Origin of the sequence: Epilithonimonas hominis (assembly GCF_003730015.1) — a bacterium.
Taxonomy (GTDB): domain Bacteria; phylum Bacteroidota; class Bacteroidia; order Flavobacteriales; family Weeksellaceae; genus Epilithonimonas; species Epilithonimonas hominis.
The window spans coordinates 1-20,563 of record NZ_RJTU01000030.1; the positions used below are offsets into that span (position 1 = coordinate 1).

The 20,563-nt window shown below is 35.3% G+C and carries 18 protein-coding genes; 12 read left to right on the forward strand and 6 right to left on the reverse strand.

The window, feature by feature from the left end; genetic code table 11:
* The first annotated feature begins 76 nt into the window (after positions 1 to 76).
* From EGH73_RS04345 to EGH73_RS04355, 3 genes are all read left to right on the forward strand, one after another.
* On the forward strand, positions 77 to 2,557 hold the full coding sequence (locus EGH73_RS04345) for an FtsK/SpoIIIE family DNA translocase (RefSeq protein ID WP_123280850.1): 2,481 nt from the start codon (positions 77 to 79) through the stop codon (positions 2,555 to 2,557).
* 79 nt (positions 2,558 to 2,636) lie between these two features.
* Positions 2,637 to 2,930, forward strand: a complete 294-nt coding sequence (locus EGH73_RS04350; protein ID WP_123902415.1) for a hypothetical protein — start codon at positions 2,637 to 2,639, stop codon at positions 2,928 to 2,930.
* A 3-nt stretch (positions 2,931 to 2,933) separates the two neighbouring features.
* Positions 2,934 to 3,380 (forward strand): phosphohydrolase, encoded by a 447-nt coding sequence (locus EGH73_RS04355; protein WP_123280851.1) that lies wholly within the window; start codon positions 2,934 to 2,936, stop codon positions 3,378 to 3,380.
* Positions 3,381 to 3,488: 108 nt separating this feature from the next.
* Here EGH73_RS04355 and EGH73_RS04360 read toward each other — a convergent pair whose 3' ends face one another.
* The 3 genes from EGH73_RS04360 to pdhA all read right to left on the reverse strand — a co-directional run bounded on the left by EGH73_RS04360 (position 3,489) and on the right by pdhA (position 7,322).
* Positions 3,489 to 4,196 carry a DUF2490 domain-containing protein gene (locus EGH73_RS04360; protein ID WP_245985415.1) on the reverse strand — a complete coding sequence of 236 codons (708 nt, stop codon included), beginning with the start codon at positions 4,194 to 4,196 and terminating at the stop codon, positions 3,489 to 3,491.
* A gap of 411 nt (positions 4,197 to 4,607) precedes the next feature.
* The gene (locus EGH73_RS04365; RefSeq protein WP_123280852.1) at positions 4,608 to 6,227 is read right to left on the reverse strand and encodes a 2-oxo acid dehydrogenase subunit E2; all 1,620 of its coding nucleotides are present in this window, start codon (positions 6,225 to 6,227) and stop codon (positions 4,608 to 4,610) included.
* A gap of 93 nt (positions 6,228 to 6,320) precedes the next feature.
* Complete coding sequence (gene pdhA / locus EGH73_RS04370; protein ID WP_089770355.1) at positions 6,321 to 7,322, reverse strand: pyruvate dehydrogenase (acetyl-transferring) E1 component subunit alpha; 1,002 nt, start codon at positions 7,320 to 7,322, stop codon at positions 6,321 to 6,323.
* 246 nt (positions 7,323 to 7,568) lie between these two features.
* Between pdhA and EGH73_RS04375 the strand changes: the two genes are divergently transcribed.
* Positions 7,569 to 8,168 carry a phosphatase PAP2 family protein gene (locus EGH73_RS04375; RefSeq protein WP_123280853.1) on the forward strand — a complete coding sequence of 200 codons (600 nt, stop codon included), beginning with the start codon at positions 7,569 to 7,571 and terminating at the stop codon, positions 8,166 to 8,168.
* A 4-nt stretch (positions 8,169 to 8,172) separates the two neighbouring features.
* Complete coding sequence (locus EGH73_RS04380; protein ID WP_089770336.1) at positions 8,173 to 8,649, forward strand: BlaI/MecI/CopY family transcriptional regulator; 477 nt, start codon at positions 8,173 to 8,175, stop codon at positions 8,647 to 8,649.
* Between the two features lie 46 nt (positions 8,650 to 8,695).
* Here the strand turns inward: EGH73_RS04380 and EGH73_RS04385 are convergent, their stop codons facing one another.
* Positions 8,696 to 9,025: an RNA recognition motif domain-containing protein gene (locus tag EGH73_RS04385; protein WP_089770335.1), complete on the reverse strand. Its 330-nt coding sequence runs from the start codon at positions 9,023 to 9,025 to the stop codon at positions 8,696 to 8,698.
* Between the two features lie 175 nt (positions 9,026 to 9,200).
* Complete coding sequence (locus tag EGH73_RS04390; RefSeq protein ID WP_089770334.1) at positions 9,201 to 10,061, reverse strand: aldo/keto reductase; 861 nt, start codon at positions 10,059 to 10,061, stop codon at positions 9,201 to 9,203.
* Positions 10,062 to 10,658: 597 nt separating this feature from the next.
* Between EGH73_RS04390 and EGH73_RS13940 the strand changes: the two genes are divergently transcribed.
* The 7 genes from EGH73_RS13940 to EGH73_RS04420 all read left to right on the forward strand — a co-directional run bounded on the left by EGH73_RS13940 (position 10,659) and on the right by EGH73_RS04420 (position 17,472).
* Positions 10,659 to 10,865, forward strand: a complete 207-nt coding sequence (locus tag EGH73_RS13940; protein WP_148041679.1) for a hypothetical protein — start codon at positions 10,659 to 10,661, stop codon at positions 10,863 to 10,865.
* Between the two features lie 104 nt (positions 10,866 to 10,969).
* A complete protein-coding gene (locus tag EGH73_RS04395; RefSeq protein WP_123280854.1) occupies positions 10,970 to 11,620 on the forward strand; it encodes a response regulator in 651 nt (216 codons plus the stop codon).
* Between the two features lie 11 nt (positions 11,621 to 11,631).
* Complete coding sequence (locus EGH73_RS04400; protein ID WP_123280855.1) at positions 11,632 to 13,383, forward strand: tetratricopeptide repeat-containing sensor histidine kinase; 1,752 nt, start codon at positions 11,632 to 11,634, stop codon at positions 13,381 to 13,383.
* Positions 13,384 to 13,415: 32 nt separating this feature from the next.
* Positions 13,416 to 13,976: a helix-turn-helix domain-containing protein gene (locus tag EGH73_RS04405; protein ID WP_123280856.1), complete on the forward strand. Its 561-nt coding sequence runs from the start codon at positions 13,416 to 13,418 to the stop codon at positions 13,974 to 13,976.
* A 21-nt stretch (positions 13,977 to 13,997) separates the two neighbouring features.
* Entirely contained in the window at positions 13,998 to 14,426 is a 429-nt protein-coding gene (locus tag EGH73_RS04410) for a hypothetical protein (protein WP_089770329.1), read from the forward strand.
* 69 nt (positions 14,427 to 14,495) lie between these two features.
* Entirely contained in the window at positions 14,496 to 14,726 is a 231-nt protein-coding gene (locus EGH73_RS04415) for a hypothetical protein (protein WP_184808070.1), read from the forward strand.
* A 79-nt stretch (positions 14,727 to 14,805) separates the two neighbouring features.
* Complete coding sequence (locus EGH73_RS04420) at positions 14,806 to 17,472, forward strand: copper-transporting P-type ATPase (protein WP_123280857.1); 2,667 nt, start codon at positions 14,806 to 14,808, stop codon at positions 17,470 to 17,472.
* A 200-nt stretch (positions 17,473 to 17,672) separates the two neighbouring features.
* Here the strand turns inward: EGH73_RS04420 and EGH73_RS04425 are convergent, their stop codons facing one another.
* Complete coding sequence (locus tag EGH73_RS04425) at positions 17,673 to 20,492, reverse strand: TonB-dependent receptor plug domain-containing protein (RefSeq protein WP_123280858.1); 2,820 nt, start codon at positions 20,490 to 20,492, stop codon at positions 17,673 to 17,675.
* Positions 20,493 to 20,563: the final 71 nt, after the last annotated feature.

Consider the following 20,563-nt stretch of genomic DNA (forward strand, 5'->3'; position numbering starts at 1 on the left):
ATCCCGAACTCAGGTTATTTTAATTTCTAACGGTCAGAAAAAATATTAAATTTGCATCTATTGACTATTTTTGAAAATGAACAACGAAAAAAACACGCCTTCCAACTCAAGCAAAATCATATCGAAACCGAGAATCATTTCAGGCGTTACGCTGATAATTTTATCTGTCGTTTTAACACTTTCCTTCGTCTCTTATTTGATGAATTGGAAAGCCGATCAGAGCCAGGCAGGAACTATGGCAGACAAAACTGTAGAATCTTCCAACCTTTTCGGGAAGATTGGTGATTGGCTGGGAAATCTTTTCATTTTTGAAAGCATTGGTGTAGCGGCTTTTGTTGTGGCATTTTTGTTTTTTGTTTTCGGAACATTGGTTTTTAAGAAGAATTATTTCAAACCTTGGAAAACCATTTCCCACAGTTTGTTTTTCATTTGCTGGACTCCGATTTTCTTTGGAGCCGTAACTAATGGCGAGGGCGTTCTAGGTGGTGTTTACGGTTATCAGATTATGGATTATCTGAAATCTTACATCGGTTCTGTCGGTCTTTGGATGGTTCTTTTGGTGAGTTTCGCATTGTATTTTGTTCTTGAATTTAATCTAAGACCGAGTTCTATCAAAAATAAACTGAATGACATTAATGATAATACGTTCGGGAAACTAAAAAATATGATGCCGAATTCTGATGAAGAATTCGATGCAGACGAAGAATTGGAAAATGAAAACGCTCCAGAAAAATTAGCTGTGAACGAAACTCCAATTAAAACTGAAAATGATTTTAGCAATATCAAAGTCACTCAGGATTTTGAACCAATCAAAACACCGAATCAAACATCTTTCAGAGAAGAAATCATAGAGCCGGTTAAAGAATCTGTTCCTGAACCAATTATTATATCTTCTACAACAGCTCAGCCTCAAAAGCCAGTTGTGGAAACTCCAGTTGTAAAAGCTGAGGATGATTTTGCTTTCAATGTAGAAATTAAAAAAGACGAAGATTTCCCTGTTAATGCAGAACAACAAAAATCAGATGACTTAGTTAGCAAACACGGTTTGTATGACCACAAATTGGATTTGGCTAAATTCCAGATGCCTTCTGTAGAATTACTGAAAGATTACGGAAACGAGGAAATCACTATTAATAAAGACGAACTCGAGGAAAATAAAAATAGGATTGTAGGTTTATTAAAAACTTTCAATGTAGGAATTTCTGAAATTAAAGCTACGATTGGTCCAACAGTTACACTTTATGAAATTGTACCAGAAGCAGGAATCCGAGTTGCAGCAATTAAAAAATTACAAGACGATATTGCGTTGAATCTTTCCGCACTTGGAATCAGAATCATTGCACCAATGCCAGGAAAAGGAACAATTGGAATCGAGGTTCCAAGAAAAAACCCAACAATGGTTTCGATGCGTTCGGTTGTAGCTTCTCCGAAATTCCAATCTGCTGATATGGATTTGCCAATCGTTTTTGGTAGAACAATTTCTAATGAAGTTTTCGTAGCAGATTTAGCAAAAATGCCTCATCTTTTGATGGCTGGAGCAACTGGTCAAGGTAAATCGGTTGGTATTAATGCGATTCTAACTTCATTGATTTATAAAAAACATCCGAGCGAACTGAAATTCGTAATGGTTGACCCGAAGAAAGTAGAATTGTCACTTTATTCAAAAATTGAAAGACATTATTTGGCAAAACTACCTGATACAGAAGATGCAATCATTACAGATAATGCAAAAGTAATCAACACTCTGAATTCGCTTTGTATAGAGATGGATGACCGTTACGAATTGCTAAAAAATGCGTTTTGTAAAAATATCAAAGAATATAATGCGAAATTCGCTCAAAGAAAACTTAATCCTGAAAATGGACACAGATATTTGCCATACATCGTTCTAGTTGTGGACGAATTTGCGGATTTGATTATGACCGCAGGAAAAGAAGTGGAACATCCGATTGCACGATTGGCGCAGTTAGCAAGAGCCATTGGAATCCATTTAATTGTTGCAACGCAAAGACCTTCTGTTAACGTCATTACAGGTATGATTAAAGCCAACTTCCCTGCGAGGGTAGCTTTCCGTGTAATTTCCGGAGTAGATTCTAAAACGATTTTGGATTCGCCTGGAGCGGAACAATTGGTTGGAAAAGGAGATATGCTTTATTTCAACGGAAATGATTTGACTCGTTTACAATGTGCATTTGTAGATACGCCGGAAGTGGAAAGAATTGCAGAATTTGTCGGTGAGCAAAAAGGTTATTCTGATGCTTATCTTCTTCCAGAATATTCCGGTGAAGAAAGTAGTTCAACAGTCGGGGCATTTGACCCGAATGAAAAAGATGCATTGTTTGAAGAAGGTGCAAGAATCGTGGTTTCTACTCAACAAGGTTCAACATCAATGTTGCAAAGACAATTAAAATTAGGATATAACAGAGCCGGAAGAATTATGGACCAATTGGAAGCAGCAGGAATTGTTGGCGGATTTAATGGTGCGAAGGCAAGAGAAGTTTTGATTTCTGATTTGAATGGACTCGAGAGATTGTTGGATGAGTTGAAAGGAAGGTAATTTGAAATTTTATATTTTAATATAACCTTAACTATATATGTTAAGGTTTTTTTTTAATTTCAATCTAAAATTTGAATCAATGAAAAAGTTAATACCATTCTTAAGCATTTTTGCTTTTTGTTTCGCTCATTCGCAAATAAAAAACAATAAAAATACATCTCCTAAAATTCAGCGAGATAGCACTAATAAAAAAACAGAGATAATAAAAAAAGATCAATCTGTTTTTTATAAAAACGTAGATTCTGCCAAGGCTTCCAAATACAAAATGCTTAATAAAAAACCGGCTGAACAATATTATGAGCTCCAACAAACAAAACCTCAACAATATAAAATTGAAAAGCCAAAAGATTCTATACAATTAAAGAAGAAATAAAAAATGTCCACCCACGAACTCCTCTACAAAGCCATAAAAATCGCTACCAAAGCACACAAAAAACAAACCGACAAATACGATGCGCCATATCTTGGACATGTTTTCCGTGTGATGAATGCCGGTAAAACCATTGACGAAAAAATCGTTGGCGTTCTACACGATGTCGTAGAAGATAATCCGGAATTTTCTTTAGAATACTTAAAAGAAAAAGGTTTCCCAGAATATATCTTAGAAGCTGTAGAATGTCTTACCAAACGTGAAGAAGAACATTTGGATTATGACGCTTTCATTGCGAGAATCGAAAAAAGTCCTTTGGCAATTGCAGTTAAGATTAATGACCTTAGGGACAATATGGATTTGGCAAGATGCACTACCCTATTGGAAGAAAAAGATCTGAAACGCTTCAACAAATATCTGAAAGCTTATCTCTATCTCACAGAGAAATATTAGTAAAAACACATTAGGATAGACTTTGCTTACGTTTCAAAAAAATAAAAAAAGGTCAAATAGAAATTTCATCTATTTGACCTTTTATAAACTATGCGTCTATGTGGTGAATTAATCCACCATCGGAATAGAAAAATCCTTCTCATCGTCAGACGGATCTATCGTAAAGTTGAGTGCAAAATAGAGAAAATGGTAGTTCTCATTCTTCTTCGTAGAAAATTCCCTTTGGAACATATAGCCAGTAGTTGCAGATAAAGAATTATTGAACTGATAACCAAAACCTGCAAAACTTCTATTCCTTTTGAAGTTAGGTTCTCCAGCACCAAAAAATAATTCCTCAAAAGCATTCACAAAGAACGTTCCTTCCTGCACTTTAGAATTATTGAGAGGCAAAGTACCGCTCAGTCTGTATCGGTAACGCATCGCCTCCGTATTCGTCCCAGTTTGGCTGGCGTAGAAAAAGCGTTTTTCCGCTCTTCCTCTATGGTCTAATTTCAAGGTTCCCATTTTATGAGAAAACGTGTACTGAAGCCAGATTCGGAATTCTTCCTGCGAAATCTTTCTGTCCTCATAAGTTCCATATCGACCCGCACCAACAAAAACCTGGTGATCTTTGATGTAACTATAACCGATTCCACCTTTCGTCTCGTAATAATCAATCAAGGTATAATCCTTTCTGGCACGTATTTGCCCTTCTCCGTAAAGCATCAGTTTTGGAGAAATTTTATACGTCAAAGACATCATATTGAAACCCGAAAGATGGTCTTGTGCCCAGACAAAACTACCTACAAAAACAAATAAAAATCCTAGCTTTTTCACGGAACAAATATAATCAAAAGCCGAGCCGATAAAAATAATTATTTGGGCGTGTCCCTTTATTTTTGCCCACAAGATTTAGTATTCCAAAATAATACTTCCAGTCTGGCAAAAACAAGCGGGCCGGGCTGTCCGTTACTATATTTTTGTCTTTAGAAGATTTTCTCTTTAGATAGAACTTTTTCGTCCAAGACAAAAAGGATATCCACTACCATCCCTCACGCAGATTAAACATCAAAATAACTTTAGACATCAAAACAATTCGTATAAACTAAATACAAGTTATGATACTCTTTACACAGATTGTTTGACCTAAATACAAGTTGTGTTTTCTTTTAACAAATTGTTCTAAGTATCACAAAAAAACCTTCCAACAAGTTGAAAGGTTTTTGATTATAATATTTCGAATATTTTTTATCCTAAAAGCAAAGTCAATGGACTTTCCAAATAAGTTCTCAAAGTCTGTAAGAACTGAGCACCAGTCGCCCCATCGATTACTCTGTGGTCGCAAGCTAGGGACAATTTCATTGTATTTCCAACAACGATTTGTCCGTTCTTCACAATTGGTTTCTCAATAATCGCTCCTACAGATAAGATTGCAGAATTCGGTTGATTGATAATTGATGTAAACGTCTCAATTCCGAACATTCCAAGATTAGAAACAGAGAAAGTAGAACCTTCCATTTCATTAGCTTTAAGAGCCTTAGTTTTAGCTCTTCCGGCCATATCTTTTACTGCAGCAGAAATCTCGTTATAGTTCATATAATCTGTATTTTTCAATACAGGAACTACCAATCCGTCTGGCACAGCAACTGCTACACCAACATTGATGTTGCCGTGGTGAACTATTTTATCACCAGCCCAAGAAGAATTAACTTGAGGATGTTTTCTCAATGCCACTGCAACTGCTTTTATAACCATATCGTTGAAAGAAACTTTCGTATCTGGAACAGAGTTCATCTCTTTTCTAGCTTCGATTGCTTTATCCATATTGATTTCAACCGTCAAGTAGTAATGTGGCGCAGTGAATTTGCTTTCTGCCAATCTCTTCGCGATGATGTTTCTCATCTGAGAGTTTGGAGTCTCGCTATCTTCACCCGGTGTGAATGCTACACTTGACTGTGCTGGTGCTGGTTTTGGAGCAGATACCGTAGCAGCTGGTTGTGCAGAAGGCTGATAATTTTCAACATCTTTCTTCACGATTCTACCGTTTTCACCAGAACCTTTGATTCCAGAAAAATCGATGCCTTTATCTTGAGCAATTTTCTTAGCCAAAGGAGAGATAGCCACTCTATCACCAGTAGAAGAAGCCGCAACTGGTGCAGACTCTTGTTTCTCTTCTGTTTTAGTTTCAGCTTTAGCCTCAGCTTTTGGGGCAGCAGCTTTTTTGCCACCTCCAGAAACAACACCAGAAACATCAGTTCCTGCTGGGCCAATAATTGCTAAAATTTTATCAACTTCAGCAGCATCACCTTCCGCAACTCCTTGATATAATAGAGTACCGTTGAACTCTGATTCGAAATCCTGAACAGCTTTATCCGTTTCAATTTCCGCAAGAATGTCGCCTTCTTTTACAGTATCCCCAACGTTCTTTTGCCATTTAGCAACTTTTCCCTCTGTCATTGTATCAGAAAGACGCGGCATTGTTATTACCTCAACGCCTTCGGGAATATCAGTGGAAACAGATTCCTCATTATTTTCAACAGCTGTAAATTGGTTTTCAGTTTTGTGTTCTTCTTCAACTTTTTTCTCTTCAGATTTTGCTCCACCACCAATCAGTGCGGAAATATCTTCACCCTCTTTCCCTATAACTGCAAGAACAGAATCAACAGGCGCTTGCGCACCTTCTTCTACACCGATATATAAAAGAGTTCCGTTAATTTCGGATTCGAAATCCTGAACTGCTTTATCAGTTTCTATCTCTGCAAGGATGTCACCTTCTTTCACAGTGTCACCCACTTTTTTGTGCCATTTTGAAACTTTACCTTCCGTCATTGTATCGGATAGACGGGGCATCGTAATTACTTCTGCCATAATTTTTATTGATTTGAGATTTGAGATTCGAGATTAGAAATTTGATTTTATTAAATTCAAATTTCAAACTCTAAATTTCAAATTAATAATATTTTAGTTTTCTAATTTGTCTAAGAAAGGATAATTACCTTGGGAATAAACGAAGTCATAAACCTGAGATGCATCCGGATACGGGGACTGCTCCATAAATTCGATACATTCTTCTACGAATGCTCTTGATTTTTCGTCAATCGCTTCCAAGTCTTGTTCTGTAGCCCAATTATTTTCCAGCAATCTGCTTTTCACGATCTCAATCGGATCTTCCAGTTTGTACTGAGCAACTTCTTCTTTGGTTCTGTAAGGCTCTGCATCTGACATCGAGTGACCTCTGTAACGGTAAGTTCTGGCCTCAATAAAGGTAGGTCCGTCTCCTCTTCTTGCTCTTTCGATGGCCTCGTAAGCTGCTTCTGCAACTTTTTCAGGATCCATAGCATCTACAGGAAGACAAGGCATTTCATAACCTAATCCTAATTTATAGATATCTTCGTGATTGGCTGTTCTTTTAACAGAAGTTCCCATCGCATAACCGTTGTTTTCACAAACGAAAACTACAGGAAGCTTCCAGTTCATTGCCATATTAAAAGTCTCGTGAAGTGAACCCTGACGAACAGCTCCATCTCCCATAAAGCAGATATTTACAGCTTTTCTGTCAAAATACTTGTCTGCGAAAGCGATACCAGCGCCCAAAGGAATCTGGCCACCAACAATACCGTGCCCACCATAAAAACGGTGCTCTTTGCTGAAAATATGCATAGATCCACCCATACCTTTGGAAGTTCCGGTTGCTTTTCCGGAAAGTTCTGCCATAATTCTTTTAGGATCTACGCCCATTGCCATTGGATGGATGTGGCATCTGTATGCAGTGATCATACTATCTTTCGACAGATCCATTGCGTGGGTAAATCCTGCAGGAATCGCTTCCTGTCCATTGTAAAGATGTAAAAACCCTCGGATTTTTTGTTTTAGATAAAGAGAACGGCATTTGTCTTCAAACCTTCTCCACATCGTCATATCTTCGTACCACTTCAGGTAGACTTCTTTAGAAAATTCTTTCATTGTTGTTTTGAAATATGTAGCAAAAATAAGAAAAATTTTACTTTCTATTATATGCATATTATCATATTTTTCTAAACGAATAATTATTACAATTTTTACTTACAATATTAATATAATCGATTGCGCAATACAATTTATTTACCATCTTCATTATTATTTTACAAACTAATCAATTTTTGATTTTTCAAAATCAACAAAAATTAATATTTAAGATATTTTTGTATATTGTTAGCGAAATTTGCAACGATGGAAGTCAAAGACCCGATTATTTTATCAATCTCAAGATTTATCTCCAATTTTTTCAATCCATTAGTATCTCTGGTCCTTTACTTCTTTTATTATAGTTATGTCAATTATACTTGGGAAGAAGCAACTAAGAAATTTCTACCGATACTTTTGCTGTTAATTATTCCTGTTGGACTATGGATCTACAGAAACGTTAAGAAAGGAAATTACACCAATATGGATGTATCGAACAGAAAACAAAGACATTCTCTCTATGTTTTTATTATTCTGGCAACGATTGTCTTTCTTGCTGTGGATTATTTTATTCATAAGGAAATTGACTGGACGGTTCTGATGCTTTGTATTTTGTTAATGCTGATGCAGGCTAGTAATTTTTTTATCAAAAGTTCTATGCATACGAGTCTCAACATCTATGTAGCAGCATTGTTTTATGCGATAAGTCCTGTTATTGGCGCTGGCTGGTTTTTACTTTCAGTTCTAATCGGTATTACAAGAATCATTCTCAAGCGTCATACAAGTCAAGAAGTCTTAGCCGGTGGGGTGATTGCTATTTTTGTATCTTTGATTTACCTCACTATGGTAAAGGTTATTATTTTTTAAAACTATGAAACTACAAACTCTGACTGCTTCGGAAGAAGAAGTAATGCGTGTGATCTGGAAAAAAGGCAGTATATATTTCAGGGATTTAGTCCATTCCTATCCGGAACCGAAACCGCATCAAAATACCATCTCCACATTTCTTAAAATACTGGTGGAAAAAAATTATTTAGTCACAGAAAAACAAGGCAGAATCTATCTGTATTCTCCTGCTGTAAGCTGGGAAGATTATAAAAAAATCGTGACTAAAAAATTTGCAGAGAGTTATTTTGATAATTCACGTATTGATCTGATAAAACTACTGATGGAAGAAAACTTGATTCAGGCTAAGGACTTCAATCAATTCTTTGAAGTAAAAACCACCGTAGTTGCATTGCAGGAGACCGAAAAAGATAATCCAGTGAGAGATCTTGTGAATGAGCTTACTAGTGAAAAAAAATCCAAGAAAAAGGATAAGGACAAAAAGAAGAAAAAGAAGAAATAAAAAAGCGACCAAATATTTGATCGCTTTACTTTTTTGTATCGTTAGACTACCAACGGTTTCCACCTCCACGGTTTCCGCCTCTGTCTCCTCCTCCGTAACCACCACGGTTATTGTCGAAAGATCTTCTTGGTTTTTCTTCTCTTGGTCTCGCTTCTGTAACGTTAAGAATTTTTCCGTTAAATTCTTTTTGGTTAAGTGCTTCTACAGCTTGTCTTCCTTCAGCGTCACCCATTTCTACAAAACCAAAACCTTTTGATCTTCCAGAATCTCTGTCTGTAATGATTTTTGCAGAAGAAACTTCTCCATAACCTTCGAATAGTTCTTGCAACTGATGATCTTTAGTTGCGTAATTGATGTTTGAAACAAAAATGTTCATTTTAAAAAAATTAAATTAAAGTTGTTTTTGAAATTATAAAAGAAAAACAACAAAGAGAATGAACACAATATTGATTTCGTTATAATAATGCCGCAAGATACAATTATTTTTAATACATAATCTATGATTTAGGATTAATATTAAATTAATTTTGAAAAACAGTCTGCAAACAATGTTAATCTACTTCTTTGCCTTTGATAGATTCCAGAATACGGAACCAGTCTTCCAGATCCACATCAATCTGCAAAGTTTTGCTCAGCGTTCTTATTGTTTCTGCTTTTGACGTTCCGATGACAGGAATTATTTTTGAAGGATGTTTTAAAATAAATGCCAGAAGAATTTGATTTTCCTCTGCATTATACTTGTCACAAAGTTCTACAATCACCTTTTTTATTCTGATATTTTCATCCGACTGATCCGAAAAGTAACTTCCCATCACAGACCAGGCTGTTGGTCTTAATCCCTTTGACATCAGCTGATCCAAAATTCCGTCTTCAAAAGAAGAAATCTCATTCACAGAAATTTCTATTTGATTAGTAACCAACGGAACATATTGATTGATAAGCTCAAATTGGGAGACGGAAAAATTACTCACCCCGAACTCCCTCACTTTACCTACATCTTTCAAAACAGTGAAAGCTTCGGCTATTACTTCTGGATTCATCAACGGAGACGGACGATGGAGTAATAATGTATCCAGATAATCCGTCTTCAGATTAGAAAGGCTTTCATCAACACAATTAAGGATGTAATCTTTATTATAGTTATAATATTTAAGAGCAGAAGGCTTCTTATCCGAGTTCATTACAATACCGCATTTGGAAATAAACTGTAGATTTTCTCTTTTCAGATCCATGTCTTTCCATGCATTCCCGAAAAGTTCTTCTGTAGTATGGCCACCATAAATATCGGCATGATCAAAGGTGGTGATATTTTCTTCCACACAAACATCAATCAGCTTCTGAATTTCTTTAACGGAATGATTTGCGCCCCAAATACCCCATCGCATTGTTCCGGCTATAAGCTCTGAAAACATATTCTAATTTTTTCCACAAATATAGAATGTTAAACAGAAAATTGATTAACACATTTGATAATAGAAAATTTAAACTGCTCAACAGTATCTGCAATTCTTTTAAAAACACCAAAATAAAATTTGCTTATTAAAAAATAACCTTGTTAGCTTTTGCGCTCTGCTGAACGCACAATTCACAAGTCCAAACAATGCAACTAACTGATTAATCTAACATAAACATTCCAAAGCATCACAACACGTGGTGTTTTTTTATGAAAATACGTCAAATGCCGTAGTGTCAGAATTATTATAATAAAGGAATTTTGGAAAACAATAAACTCTTAACTTTTTTAATATGTGCTAAGGTTAATAGAACATCAGAGAAAAAAATACAACTTGAAGACAAAAAACTATTTACAATATGGACAAAAACAATTCTGAATGTTTACTATCAAACTAATAATACCATCTAACTATAATCTAACCGAAGTAGGTTTATTGTGACCCCTCTAATCGTCCAAAAAAAAGAGGGGTCTTTTTGATTCAATTATGATACAGATCATCTACAGCAGCATTATTATAATTTTACTCGTCATCATTTTTATTTTGATGAGAAAAATGCGGCGAATAAAATCCGCACACCGGCTAAGGCTCGCCAAGCTTTACAACTTGCTGGCTGAGTTTAATTATAAAAAACAACACTATAGTGAAAAAGCAAATCTGGAAAACGATCTGAATAATAAAATATCAAAAGCGCACGAACAACTTAGTGCGGATATTTTTGAACTGCAAATGGATATTTTTAAAAAAATTACAGAAAAATAACACAATCAATTATAAATAATTTTAATTTTATTGAGAAACTAACTTAACCGAAAATCATTATTAAATGTTTTTTTGTCCCTTCTAATTAATAAAATCAATTAATTATGATTACAAAAATCGCACTAGCTGAGGACAATTTTCTTCTCGCAAAATCCGTTCAGGAAAGACTTTCTCTTTATGAAGATTTTAAAATCAAATTTTTATCCGTGAATGGTAAGGATTTAATTGATAATCTGGAAAAAGATTCTAATGTCGATTTGATTCTTATGGATATAGAGATGCCTGTGATGAACGGGATAGATGCCACAGAGTTCGTTAAAAATAGATATCCTCAGATCAAGATTCTGATTCTAACAGTTTTTGACAATGACGAAAATATTTTCAATGCCATAAAGGCCGGAGCTGACGGATATCTTCTGAAGGAAACATCACCTGAGCAACTGAAAAAGTCCATAAAGGAAGTTATAGAAGGTGGCGCAGCTATGAGTCCATCCATTACATACAAGACACTTAAACTGCTGAGGAATCCTCAAGAATTTGACCTCAAAAAATGCGATGAAAACATTAAACTTTCCACAAGAGAAATTGAGGTTTTGGAGCAACTGAGCCGCGGTCTTAATTATAACATCATTGCTCTTAATCTTTTTCTCTCTCCCAGCACCATTAGAAAACATATCGAAAATATCTACACCAAATTAAAGGTTCATAACAAACTGGAAGCGATTGAAAAGGCTAAGACTAATAGAATAATCTAAAAAAATTGCCAATGATAAAATTGATGCTATTTTTCTCAGTATTTATTTTTACACATACATTATCACAGTCCAAGAAACAGATTCATTCCATCAGCGATCTGCCAATGACCTATGTACAAACCAATCTGAACACAGTTATTCCTCTGCTTAAAAAAAATATACATTTTGCTCATACTACTCAAAATAAAACAGCGGAGGCTAAAACATCTGCCCTGCTAGCGTTGGCCTACTATTATAATGGAGATTATGACGAAAATATCAAATATTCATTAAAAGCAATCGAACTTTTTGAAAAACAAAACGACCTTGAAAATGTTTCGTCTCTCTACGGAGAATTAGGGTTCCGACTGAAAGCCACTAATCTTCCCGATGCCGAAAAGTATATGATGAAAGGACTAAAAATTGCGGAGAGAGGAAACTTCATAAAACCACTTCTAAGTATCTATAATAATTATGGTGTTGTAAAAGACAAACTTAAACAACAAGATAGTGCTTTATTTTATTATTTCAAAGGTCTTGACATTAAGGTAAAAGCAAATGATATTGTGGGAATACCGTACAGTTTGAATAATATCGGAGAAATCTACATTCATCAGAAAAAATTCGACCTTGCCAAACAATATTTTGACAAGGCGATGGAACAACGAGTAGCAATGAAAGATGGGTATGGAGTTGCGGACAATTACGCTTACAACGGAGACCTTTACTTTGCGATGAAAAATTATCCGTTAGCTATTCAGAATTTTGAAAAGTCTGTAGAACTTGCGAAAAAGTATAAAATCACCAATCTTTTAAGTCACGATTATAATATGCTAAGCCAATCCTATGAGCGCAATAATTCTCTCCCGAAAGCACTCGATTATTATAAGAAATACCAAGCACTGAAAGATAATATTATCAATAAAGAAAATTATGACAAAATGGCTGAGTTGCAGATAAAATTTGACACAGCTAAAAAAGAAAAACAAATACTTGAACAGAATATTCTCGAGAAAAAAAGATTAAATACCATAAAGATCTTAAGCATCTTTTTCGTGTCTCTGATTATAATCTCATTCTTAATTTATCGAACCTTATTTCTGAAAAATAAACATCAAAAACAAGAGCACGAACTCACAACCGCCATTTCCAAAATCGAAACTCAAAACAAACTTCAGGAACAAAGATTATCGATTTCCAGAGATTTGCACGATAATATCGGAGCTCAACTAACTTTTATCATTTCTTCTATCGAAACCTTGAAACAGGCTTTTAATATTACGGATGACAAAATCAATCACAAATTGTTATCTATCTCAAATTTTACCAAAGAAACGATTACCGAATTGCGCGATACGATTTGGGCAATGAACCATGCTGAGATTGATTTTAATGAAATCCGAAGCAGGATTCTGAGTTTTGTAGACAAAGGTCAAAAAGCTAATGAGCATATTAATATAACGTTCGAACGGGATTCAGTTTTGGATAATCTCTATTTTTCGTCTGTTGAAGGAATGAATATCTTCCGAATTACGCAGGAAGCGGTGAATAACGCAATGAAATATTCTGGAGCACAAAACATTACGCTCAACGCAAAAAAAATCGACAATCAAATCAAAATCATTATAAAAGATGATGGAAAAGGCTTTGATATAAACAAAACAGAAATAGGAAACGGCATCCTGAACATGCAAAAAAAGAGCATCCGGATTGAAGGCGATAATTTCTATAGAATCCGAAATAGGAAAAGGAACTTCGATTATTTTGACCATACCAAAAGCTAAAACATAGCCAGAATTTCTTTATTTTTGAGGATATGAAAATCTCTATCAAAAATATGGTTTGTAATCGTTGCATTGCTGCGGTAGAATCGATATTTAAAGAATTGAACATTGACATCAATCAGATTTCATTAGGCCAAATTGAAACCAAGAATGAGATTTCTGACAAAGAACTTCAAGCTTTGAGTCTGAAACTTAAATCCACTGGCTTTGAAATTCTGGAAGATTCTTCTAAAAAGCAAATTGAGAAAATCAAAACTTTGATTATTCAGATAATTTCGGGTGAAGATTTGAGTGACGATTTTATTCTGTCAGAATTTCTGAGTTCCGAATTACACAAAGATTACAGTTCTATTTCCAAGCTTTTTTCTCAGAACGAAAATGTAACGTTAGAGCAATATTTCATACTTCAAAAGATTGAAAAAGCAAAGGAATTGTTGCTTTATAAAGAATTTAATTTGACTGAGATTTCACAAAAATTAGGTTACAAAAGTGTTCAGCATCTTTCTAATCAGTTCAAAAAAATTACAGGCTTCTCTCCTACTCAGTTTCTGAATTCTAAGGAGAAAAAAAGGATTGCTTTGGATAAGGTTTGATATTAAATTAATATGATACTAATGAAAAAATTTCGACTATTTTTACTAATTATTCCTTTAATACTTTTATCTGGCTGTTCGATAAGAACTGATTTTTATATTCAAAACCTCAAAAGTGAAGATCAATATATTATAATCAAGTATAAAATTCCTATTAAAAACTGGCCAGATTACAGAACAATAAAATTCCAATACATCAATGAATTAAAAACACCAAAAGAATTTGATAAAATTGAGAATAAAAATGTTGTTGATGTTAAGCAAATTGATGATTACACAGTTGAATTTATTATTCCAAAACAAGCAACTGTAAGGATTGAAAGAACGAGTAATACATATTATTACGAATATGTGAAATCTTTTCAATTAAATGGAAAAGATATTTTATTTGATGAAATAGTTTTACAGTCCAAAACAAAAGGTCCACATCGTATTTTTCAAATAAAATAATGCAATCCAAAGTCAAAATTCTCCGCGAACAAAAAAACCTTACTCAGACAGAATTGGCTGAGAAAGTTGTTGATAATAGGTCAGTTCCATCAAAATTGGTTTTATCACAATCAATTCATTAAGAAATTTAAAAATTACCGTCAAAATCCCACAGCAGATTTAGTTGGACAAATTCCTGATCAACACGATTCTACTGGAAAATTCAGAACATCTGCTGAAATCATTAAAGAATTGAATCAAATGGCACTAGAAAAATTGGCGAAGGACAATAATTTGATTGAGATTGATCTTCTGAAATAAATCGATATAACATCTTTCCATTTATTTATAACAGATTGGCATCTATTTTTCAGAAATTTGTGTTATAAAATTATCTGAAATGGATCATCATAATCATCATAGTCAAGACAATCCTCATCCCAATCAAAGAATCTCGCCAAGTTCCGTCTATTATTGTCCAATGGAATGCGAAGGTGAAAAACTCTATTTCAAACCTGGAAGATGTCCCGTTTGTAATATGTTCCTCGTTCCGATAGAAGAACGGGAAGACCATAAAAATAAACCTCGAACTTATTCTAAAACCAACCTTCCCGAGAGTTTCAAAGACAAAATCGGAGACTATTTTTGTCCGATGTTCTGCGAAGGTGACAAAACTTATGAGTCAGATTCCGGTTGTCCGGTTTGTCATATGCATTTGGAAGAAATCACAGAAGATTTGGTCAGAAGTCAGATGCCGGATGCTGGAAGTTTACATACGCATCAAAACACCAAACACCTAACACCAAACATCCACCAAGAAGGTAAATATTACTGTCCAATGTATTGCGAAGGCGAAAAGGTTTATGATTCTAATGTTGGATGTCCGGTTTGCGGAATGGATTTAGTCAAAATTCCAGAAAAAAAAGCGATTGAATACACTTGTCCAATGCATCCTGAGATTGTGCAAAACGAACCCGGAAATTGTCCAATTTGCGGAATGGATCTCGTACCAAAACCATCAAAAGATAATGACCACGAAGATGAAACTTACAAATTATTAAAAAGAAAATTCTGGATAGCTTTAGGATTTTCCGTTCCTGTTTTTATTTTATCAATGGGCGGAATGTTTATTGATTGGCCATTTTCTCATCAAATCCAGGGGATTTTAGAATTAATTTTGACATTGCCAGTTTTGTTTTATGCAGGTTGGTTCCTGATGAAACGAGGCTGGATTTCCTTCAAAACCTGGAATCTTAATATGTTTTCATTGATTGCATTAGGTGTTGCTGCAGCGATGATTTTTAGTTTAATTGCTTTATTTGTTTCCGATATTTTACCTCACGAATTAGCTCACGGCGGAAGAGTTCCACTCTATTTCGAATCGGTTTGTGTGATTTTGACTTTGGTGATAATGGGACAAATGATGGAAGCCAGAGCGCATATGAAAACCGGAAAAGCCATCGAAGCTTTGATGAATCTTTCGCCTGACACAGCCAATCTGATTGTAGATGGAAAGGAGAAAAAAGTATCACTGGCAGAAGTTAAAATCAATGATATACTAAGAGTAAAACCAGGCGAAAAAATTCCTGTCGATGGGAAAATTACCGAAGGTAATTCCAATGTTGATGAAGCTATGATTACGGGCGAAGCAATTCCTGTGGAGAAAAAATCGGGCGACAAAGTTACGTCTGGAACCATCAATGGAAATGGAAGTTTTCTGATGAGAACTGAAAAAGTAGGTGATGAAACCTTGCTTTCTCAAATTATTAAAATGGTTAACGATGCAAGCAGAAGCAAAGCTCCTATTCAGAAATTGGCTGATAAAATCTCAAAGATATTTGTTCCGACCGTGATTGCGATTTCGGTTCTGACATTTGTTTTATGGTATATTTTCGGTGGTGAAAATAAGTTGATTTATGCTTTTGTGAATGCAGTTGCAGTTCTAATTGTCGCTTGTCCTTGTGCTCTTGGTTTGGCAACTCCGATGAGTCTAATGGTTGGAATTGGAAAAGGTGCTCAAAACGGAATTTTAATCAAGAATGCTGAAGCGCTGGAAGAGATGCACAAAATCAATGTTTTGATTACTGATAAAACGGGAACATTGACCGAAGGAAAACCAAGTCTAGACCATATTGAAACATTAGAAAACATCAATAAAAATGAATCAAGCGAAGCGTATCTTGACCAACGGGAAAAAATCTTAAAACTTGCTGGTTCCTTAAATCAAAACTCTGAACATCCTTTATCGAATGCCGTTTTAGATAAATTTAAAGCAGAAAATTTACAATTTGAAAATGTCCAAAACTTTGAAAATATTTCCGGAAAAGGCGTGAAAGGAATAATTAATAATGAAGATGTTCTACTCGGAAATGAAGCTTTATTAAAACATTTCAATATCGAAATTCCAGAAGGTTTAAAACAAAAAGTAATTCAGAAACAGGATGAAGCTAAAACGATTTCTTACCTCGCAAAATCTGGAAAAGTAATTGGATTCCTGAGTTTTTCAGACAAAATAAAATCAACTTCAAAACAAGCCATCGACTATCTCCATTCTCAAAACATCCAAGTGATAATGATGACTGGCGACAACGAACATACCGCAAAAGCAGTTGCAACAGAACTCGGAATAAAAAATTATAAAGCCAATTGTCTTCCTGAGGACAAAATGAATGAAATCAAAAAACTGCAAAGCGAAGGAAAAATCGTAGCGATGACCGGAGACGGAATCAATGATGCGCCGGCTTTAGCTCAATCTAATATCGGTATTGCAATGGGAACAGGAACTGATGTTGCTATGGAAAGTGCAGAAATTACTTTATTAAAAGGAGATATTCTCGGTGTAGCAAAATCAAAAATATTGAGCGAAAAACTTCTGAAAAACATCAAGGAAAATCTATTCTTTGCTTTTATTTACAACGTTTTGGGAATTCCATTAGCCGCCGGATTGCTATATCCTTTCTTTGGAATTTTGTTAAGTCCAATGATTGCTGCGGCTGCCATGAGTTTCAGTTCTGTTTCTGTTATTTTGAATTCTTTGAGATTGAATAATGTGAAATTGGAGATTTAGAATAAACCACAAAAGTCACAAAAGGAAATAAAATTAGATTTAATTCAAAGATCAAAAAAGATTAATTACAAAACTTTGATGAACTTTTAAAAACATAAAATCTTTTGTGACTTTTGTAGTTGCAAAAAACCAAAATGGCATCGAGAAAACTCCCGATGCCGTTTTAAAACAAAATAAAAAAACCTTAAATAAATTTTTAGTTAAAAAGAAACGGTTAATTTGCTGAAAACATATCTTCCATTTTGTCCAAATTGCGAGGTAGATCTGGAATAAACAAACTGATCGTTATTGCTGGAAACCGCAAGATTTTTAGTTGGATAAATGTCAAAAAGATTATTGGCTCCAATTGTCAAATTGAAATTCTTATTGATATCATAACCAATGGATAAATCTGTAATGATTTTGTCCGAAATCAACTGGTGTTCGTTTGGTAACAATATTCCGTCTAAATTAGCATCCACATTATCCGCACCGTAAACTTTTCCGTAATAAGTGTTTCTCAGGTAAAAATTGAAATCTTTCCATTTCAAGTTATTAGACAAACTAGCTTTGATTTTCGGAACAGAATCTTCGAGATACACTCTGGAACGTTCCCCAAAATAAGTGTTTTCCAGACCTGCATTTTTAAGGAGATCGGAAGCGTGGATATCTCCTACTTTTCTGGTGTTATTCAAATTGATGGCAAAATCATTGGTTAGTTTGAAAGCTTCTTTTGACAGAGAATGGCTGATGACCACATCCAAACCTCTAGTTTCAGTATCAATGGAATTGGCAAAAAACTGCGCAGCATTTACACCTGCTTTTGTAAATTCGGCATTCACCAATTGTTGCGCCTCTGTAGTAGGATTAGCAAATCTCGTAAACTGATCCGTTAGAACTATTCTGTCATCAATTCTGATAAAATAAGCGTCTGCTGTAACGTTCAGATTAAGTGCAGGGATTTTGTAGGTAAATCCTGTGCTGACTGACTTGGAAGTTTCCTGTTTTAAATTAGGAATCCCGAAACCAACAGCAATCGGCTGATCGTTACTGAATGTTCCTACTTCCCTCAGTTCGCCACTCACAAATAAAGTAGAAGTTGTGTTATAATAAATCTGATGAATTGATGGCGCTCTGAAACCTGTTGAACCTGCAAAACGGAAATTAAGACCGTCCGTCAGTTTGATTCTTGAAGCTAATTTATAGTTAAATGTAGAACCAAAATCCGAATAATCCTCGTAACGAACCGCTGCATCTACCAAAAGCCAATTGGTAAAATTGAACTCTACGTCACCATAAGCAGCATAAGCATTTCTACTTTTATTGGTTCTATTTGCTTCACGAAAACCTGCAAAAACCTGAGAACTTCCCGGCAAAACTGCACCGAAGAAATCCGTTGGATTCACAGATGTGGCAGTCCGTGGATTTCCATTGACATCATAAGCTGTGTAAGATGCTTGTTCTCCTGGATTGATTCTGAAATTCTCGTGCCTCTGCTCCGCTCCGAATGCCACATTCAGACCTTCAAAAACATCAAATTGTTTGCTGAAATCTAAATTAATTGTGTTCTGTAAAAACTGTAACCCACCAGCTTTAAATGTACTTGGCGAATTGAATCTTAAACTTGTATTTCCGGTATTTTCAATCGTATAATCGAAACCGTTTTGCCCGAAAGTATTACTAAGATCAACATTCCAACCATTCCATTTTCCTTTGATTCCCGCTGCCAAAGACACATCCTGAATCTTCGTATGAATCTCTGGCAAATACCCATCAATATATAGTCCTGTAAATGTTCTTGATTGTGTCGGTCTTCTGTAGAAACCACCGGAAGCGCCATTTCGGATCGAGTAACCACCAAAGGTATAAACTTTCCAGTCGTCGTTCAGTGGTACTTCCACATTTGCAAATAGCTGATGATTGTTCAGTTTCGATTGCCCAACCTGCATATTAAAGTCTTTTCTGGTCTGTCCTCTGTAAGCCAACTCTTGGTCTGTCAAATAGTTTAATTGATCGGTTGTAAATGCTGATGTTTTAAGAACATTTTGCAAAGCAGTTATGCTATTTGCAGACTGGATACTAGATTGAAGAGTGGGTGAAACAGAATTAAAATAACTGACACCTTGCGCATATTGATGGATCAGATTAACAAAATCCTGTTCGCCAGCAGTGCCTTTCAGGTTATTAATATTATTAAAGTAAGAAGAAAGATTCACTCCATTTTCTAACGCTCTTTTTTCAATAGCATTGTAAGCATTGTAAATTGGTGCGCTTTCAGTTCCGGCTCTTCTTGTTGGATCACGGAATTGTGAAGACCAAGTCAAATTATAGAAACCACCTCTTTTCCCTATTTTATTACCATAGTTCAGATCTACCTGGTACTGCTGCCCGTCATAATTTCCTGTATGATCATTGGCTGCCGGCGTCAGATAGCCGCCATAATTGAACTGTCCTGTTAGTTTTCCTGTATCTTTTTTGAGCTGAAGGTTCATTACTCCAGCGATAGCATCCGAACCATACTGTGCAGAAGCACCGTCTCTCAGAACTTCGATTTTGCTTAAGGCAAATGCAGGAATCGCATTCAAATCTGTTCCCACAGATCCTCTGCCGGGAGTTCCGTTCACATTAATTAAAGCTGAAGTATGACGTCTTTTGCCATTGACCAAAACTAATGCCTGATCTGGACCCAAACCTCTTAGCTGGGCCGGATCAAGATGATCTGATCCATCTGCATTCGTCTGGATGGTGGATGTAAAAGATGGCGCAATACTGTTAAGAATCTGATTGATATTGGTCTGCGGTAAACTCAGCTGAATATCCTTTAGGTTAAAAACGTCTACTGGAACCGGACTGTCCGCTTTGGAGCGCCCGCCACTTCTGGAACCAACCAGAACCACCTCTTCGATTTGTTTATCCAAAGCCGAATCTTTGACAGGCTGCGTTTGCTGAGCCTGAGTAAAATAAATTCCGGAAAAGAAAATAACTGCTGTGGATAACACCGCATTTTTTTTCCCGAATGTTTTTGTAGTTTTTTGAATCATATTTTTAATATTTATTTATATAAAAGAGAAAACTTCTCCCAGACAAGTCTGAAAGAAGTTATATAAGAACG

What these genes read in the sequence shown, in the direction of transcription:
- EGH73_RS04345 (WP_123280850.1), top strand. Translation starts at nt 77, where the DNA reads ATGAACAACGAAAAAAACACGCCTTCCAACTCAAGCAAAATCATATCG.
- EGH73_RS04350 (WP_123902415.1), top strand. Translation starts at nt 2,637, where the DNA reads ATGAAAAAGTTAATACCATTCTTAAGCATTTTTGCTTTTTGTTTCGCT.
- EGH73_RS04355 (WP_123280851.1), top strand. Translation starts at nt 2,934, where the DNA reads ATGTCCACCCACGAACTCCTCTACAAAGCCATAAAAATCGCTACCAAA.
- EGH73_RS04365 (WP_123280852.1), bottom strand. Translation starts at nt 6,227, where the DNA reads ATGGCAGAAGTAATTACGATGCCCCGTCTATCCGATACAATGACGGAA.
- pdhA (WP_089770355.1), bottom strand. Translation starts at nt 7,322, where the DNA reads ATGAAAGAATTTTCTAAAGAAGTCTACCTGAAGTGGTACGAAGATATG.
- EGH73_RS04375 (WP_123280853.1), top strand. Translation starts at nt 7,569, where the DNA reads ATGGAAGTCAAAGACCCGATTATTTTATCAATCTCAAGATTTATCTCC.
- EGH73_RS04380 (WP_089770336.1), top strand. Translation starts at nt 8,173, where the DNA reads ATGAAACTACAAACTCTGACTGCTTCGGAAGAAGAAGTAATGCGTGTG.
- EGH73_RS04385 (WP_089770335.1), bottom strand. Translation starts at nt 9,025, where the DNA reads ATGAACATTTTTGTTTCAAACATCAATTACGCAACTAAAGATCATCAG.
- EGH73_RS04390 (WP_089770334.1), bottom strand. Translation starts at nt 10,061, where the DNA reads ATGTTTTCAGAGCTTATAGCCGGAACAATGCGATGGGGTATTTGGGGC.
- EGH73_RS13940 (WP_148041679.1), top strand. Translation starts at nt 10,659, where the DNA reads ATGCGGCGAATAAAATCCGCACACCGGCTAAGGCTCGCCAAGCTTTAC.
- EGH73_RS04395 (WP_123280854.1), top strand. Translation starts at nt 10,970, where the DNA reads ATGATTACAAAAATCGCACTAGCTGAGGACAATTTTCTTCTCGCAAAA.
- EGH73_RS04400 (WP_123280855.1), top strand. Translation starts at nt 11,632, where the DNA reads ATGATAAAATTGATGCTATTTTTCTCAGTATTTATTTTTACACATACA.
- EGH73_RS04405 (WP_123280856.1), top strand. Translation starts at nt 13,416, where the DNA reads ATGAAAATCTCTATCAAAAATATGGTTTGTAATCGTTGCATTGCTGCG.
- EGH73_RS04410 (WP_089770329.1), top strand. Translation starts at nt 13,998, where the DNA reads ATGAAAAAATTTCGACTATTTTTACTAATTATTCCTTTAATACTTTTA.
- EGH73_RS04420 (WP_123280857.1), top strand. Translation starts at nt 14,806, where the DNA reads ATGGATCATCATAATCATCATAGTCAAGACAATCCTCATCCCAATCAA.
- EGH73_RS04425 (WP_123280858.1), bottom strand. Translation starts at nt 20,492, where the DNA reads ATGATTCAAAAAACTACAAAAACATTCGGGAAAAAAAATGCGGTGTTA.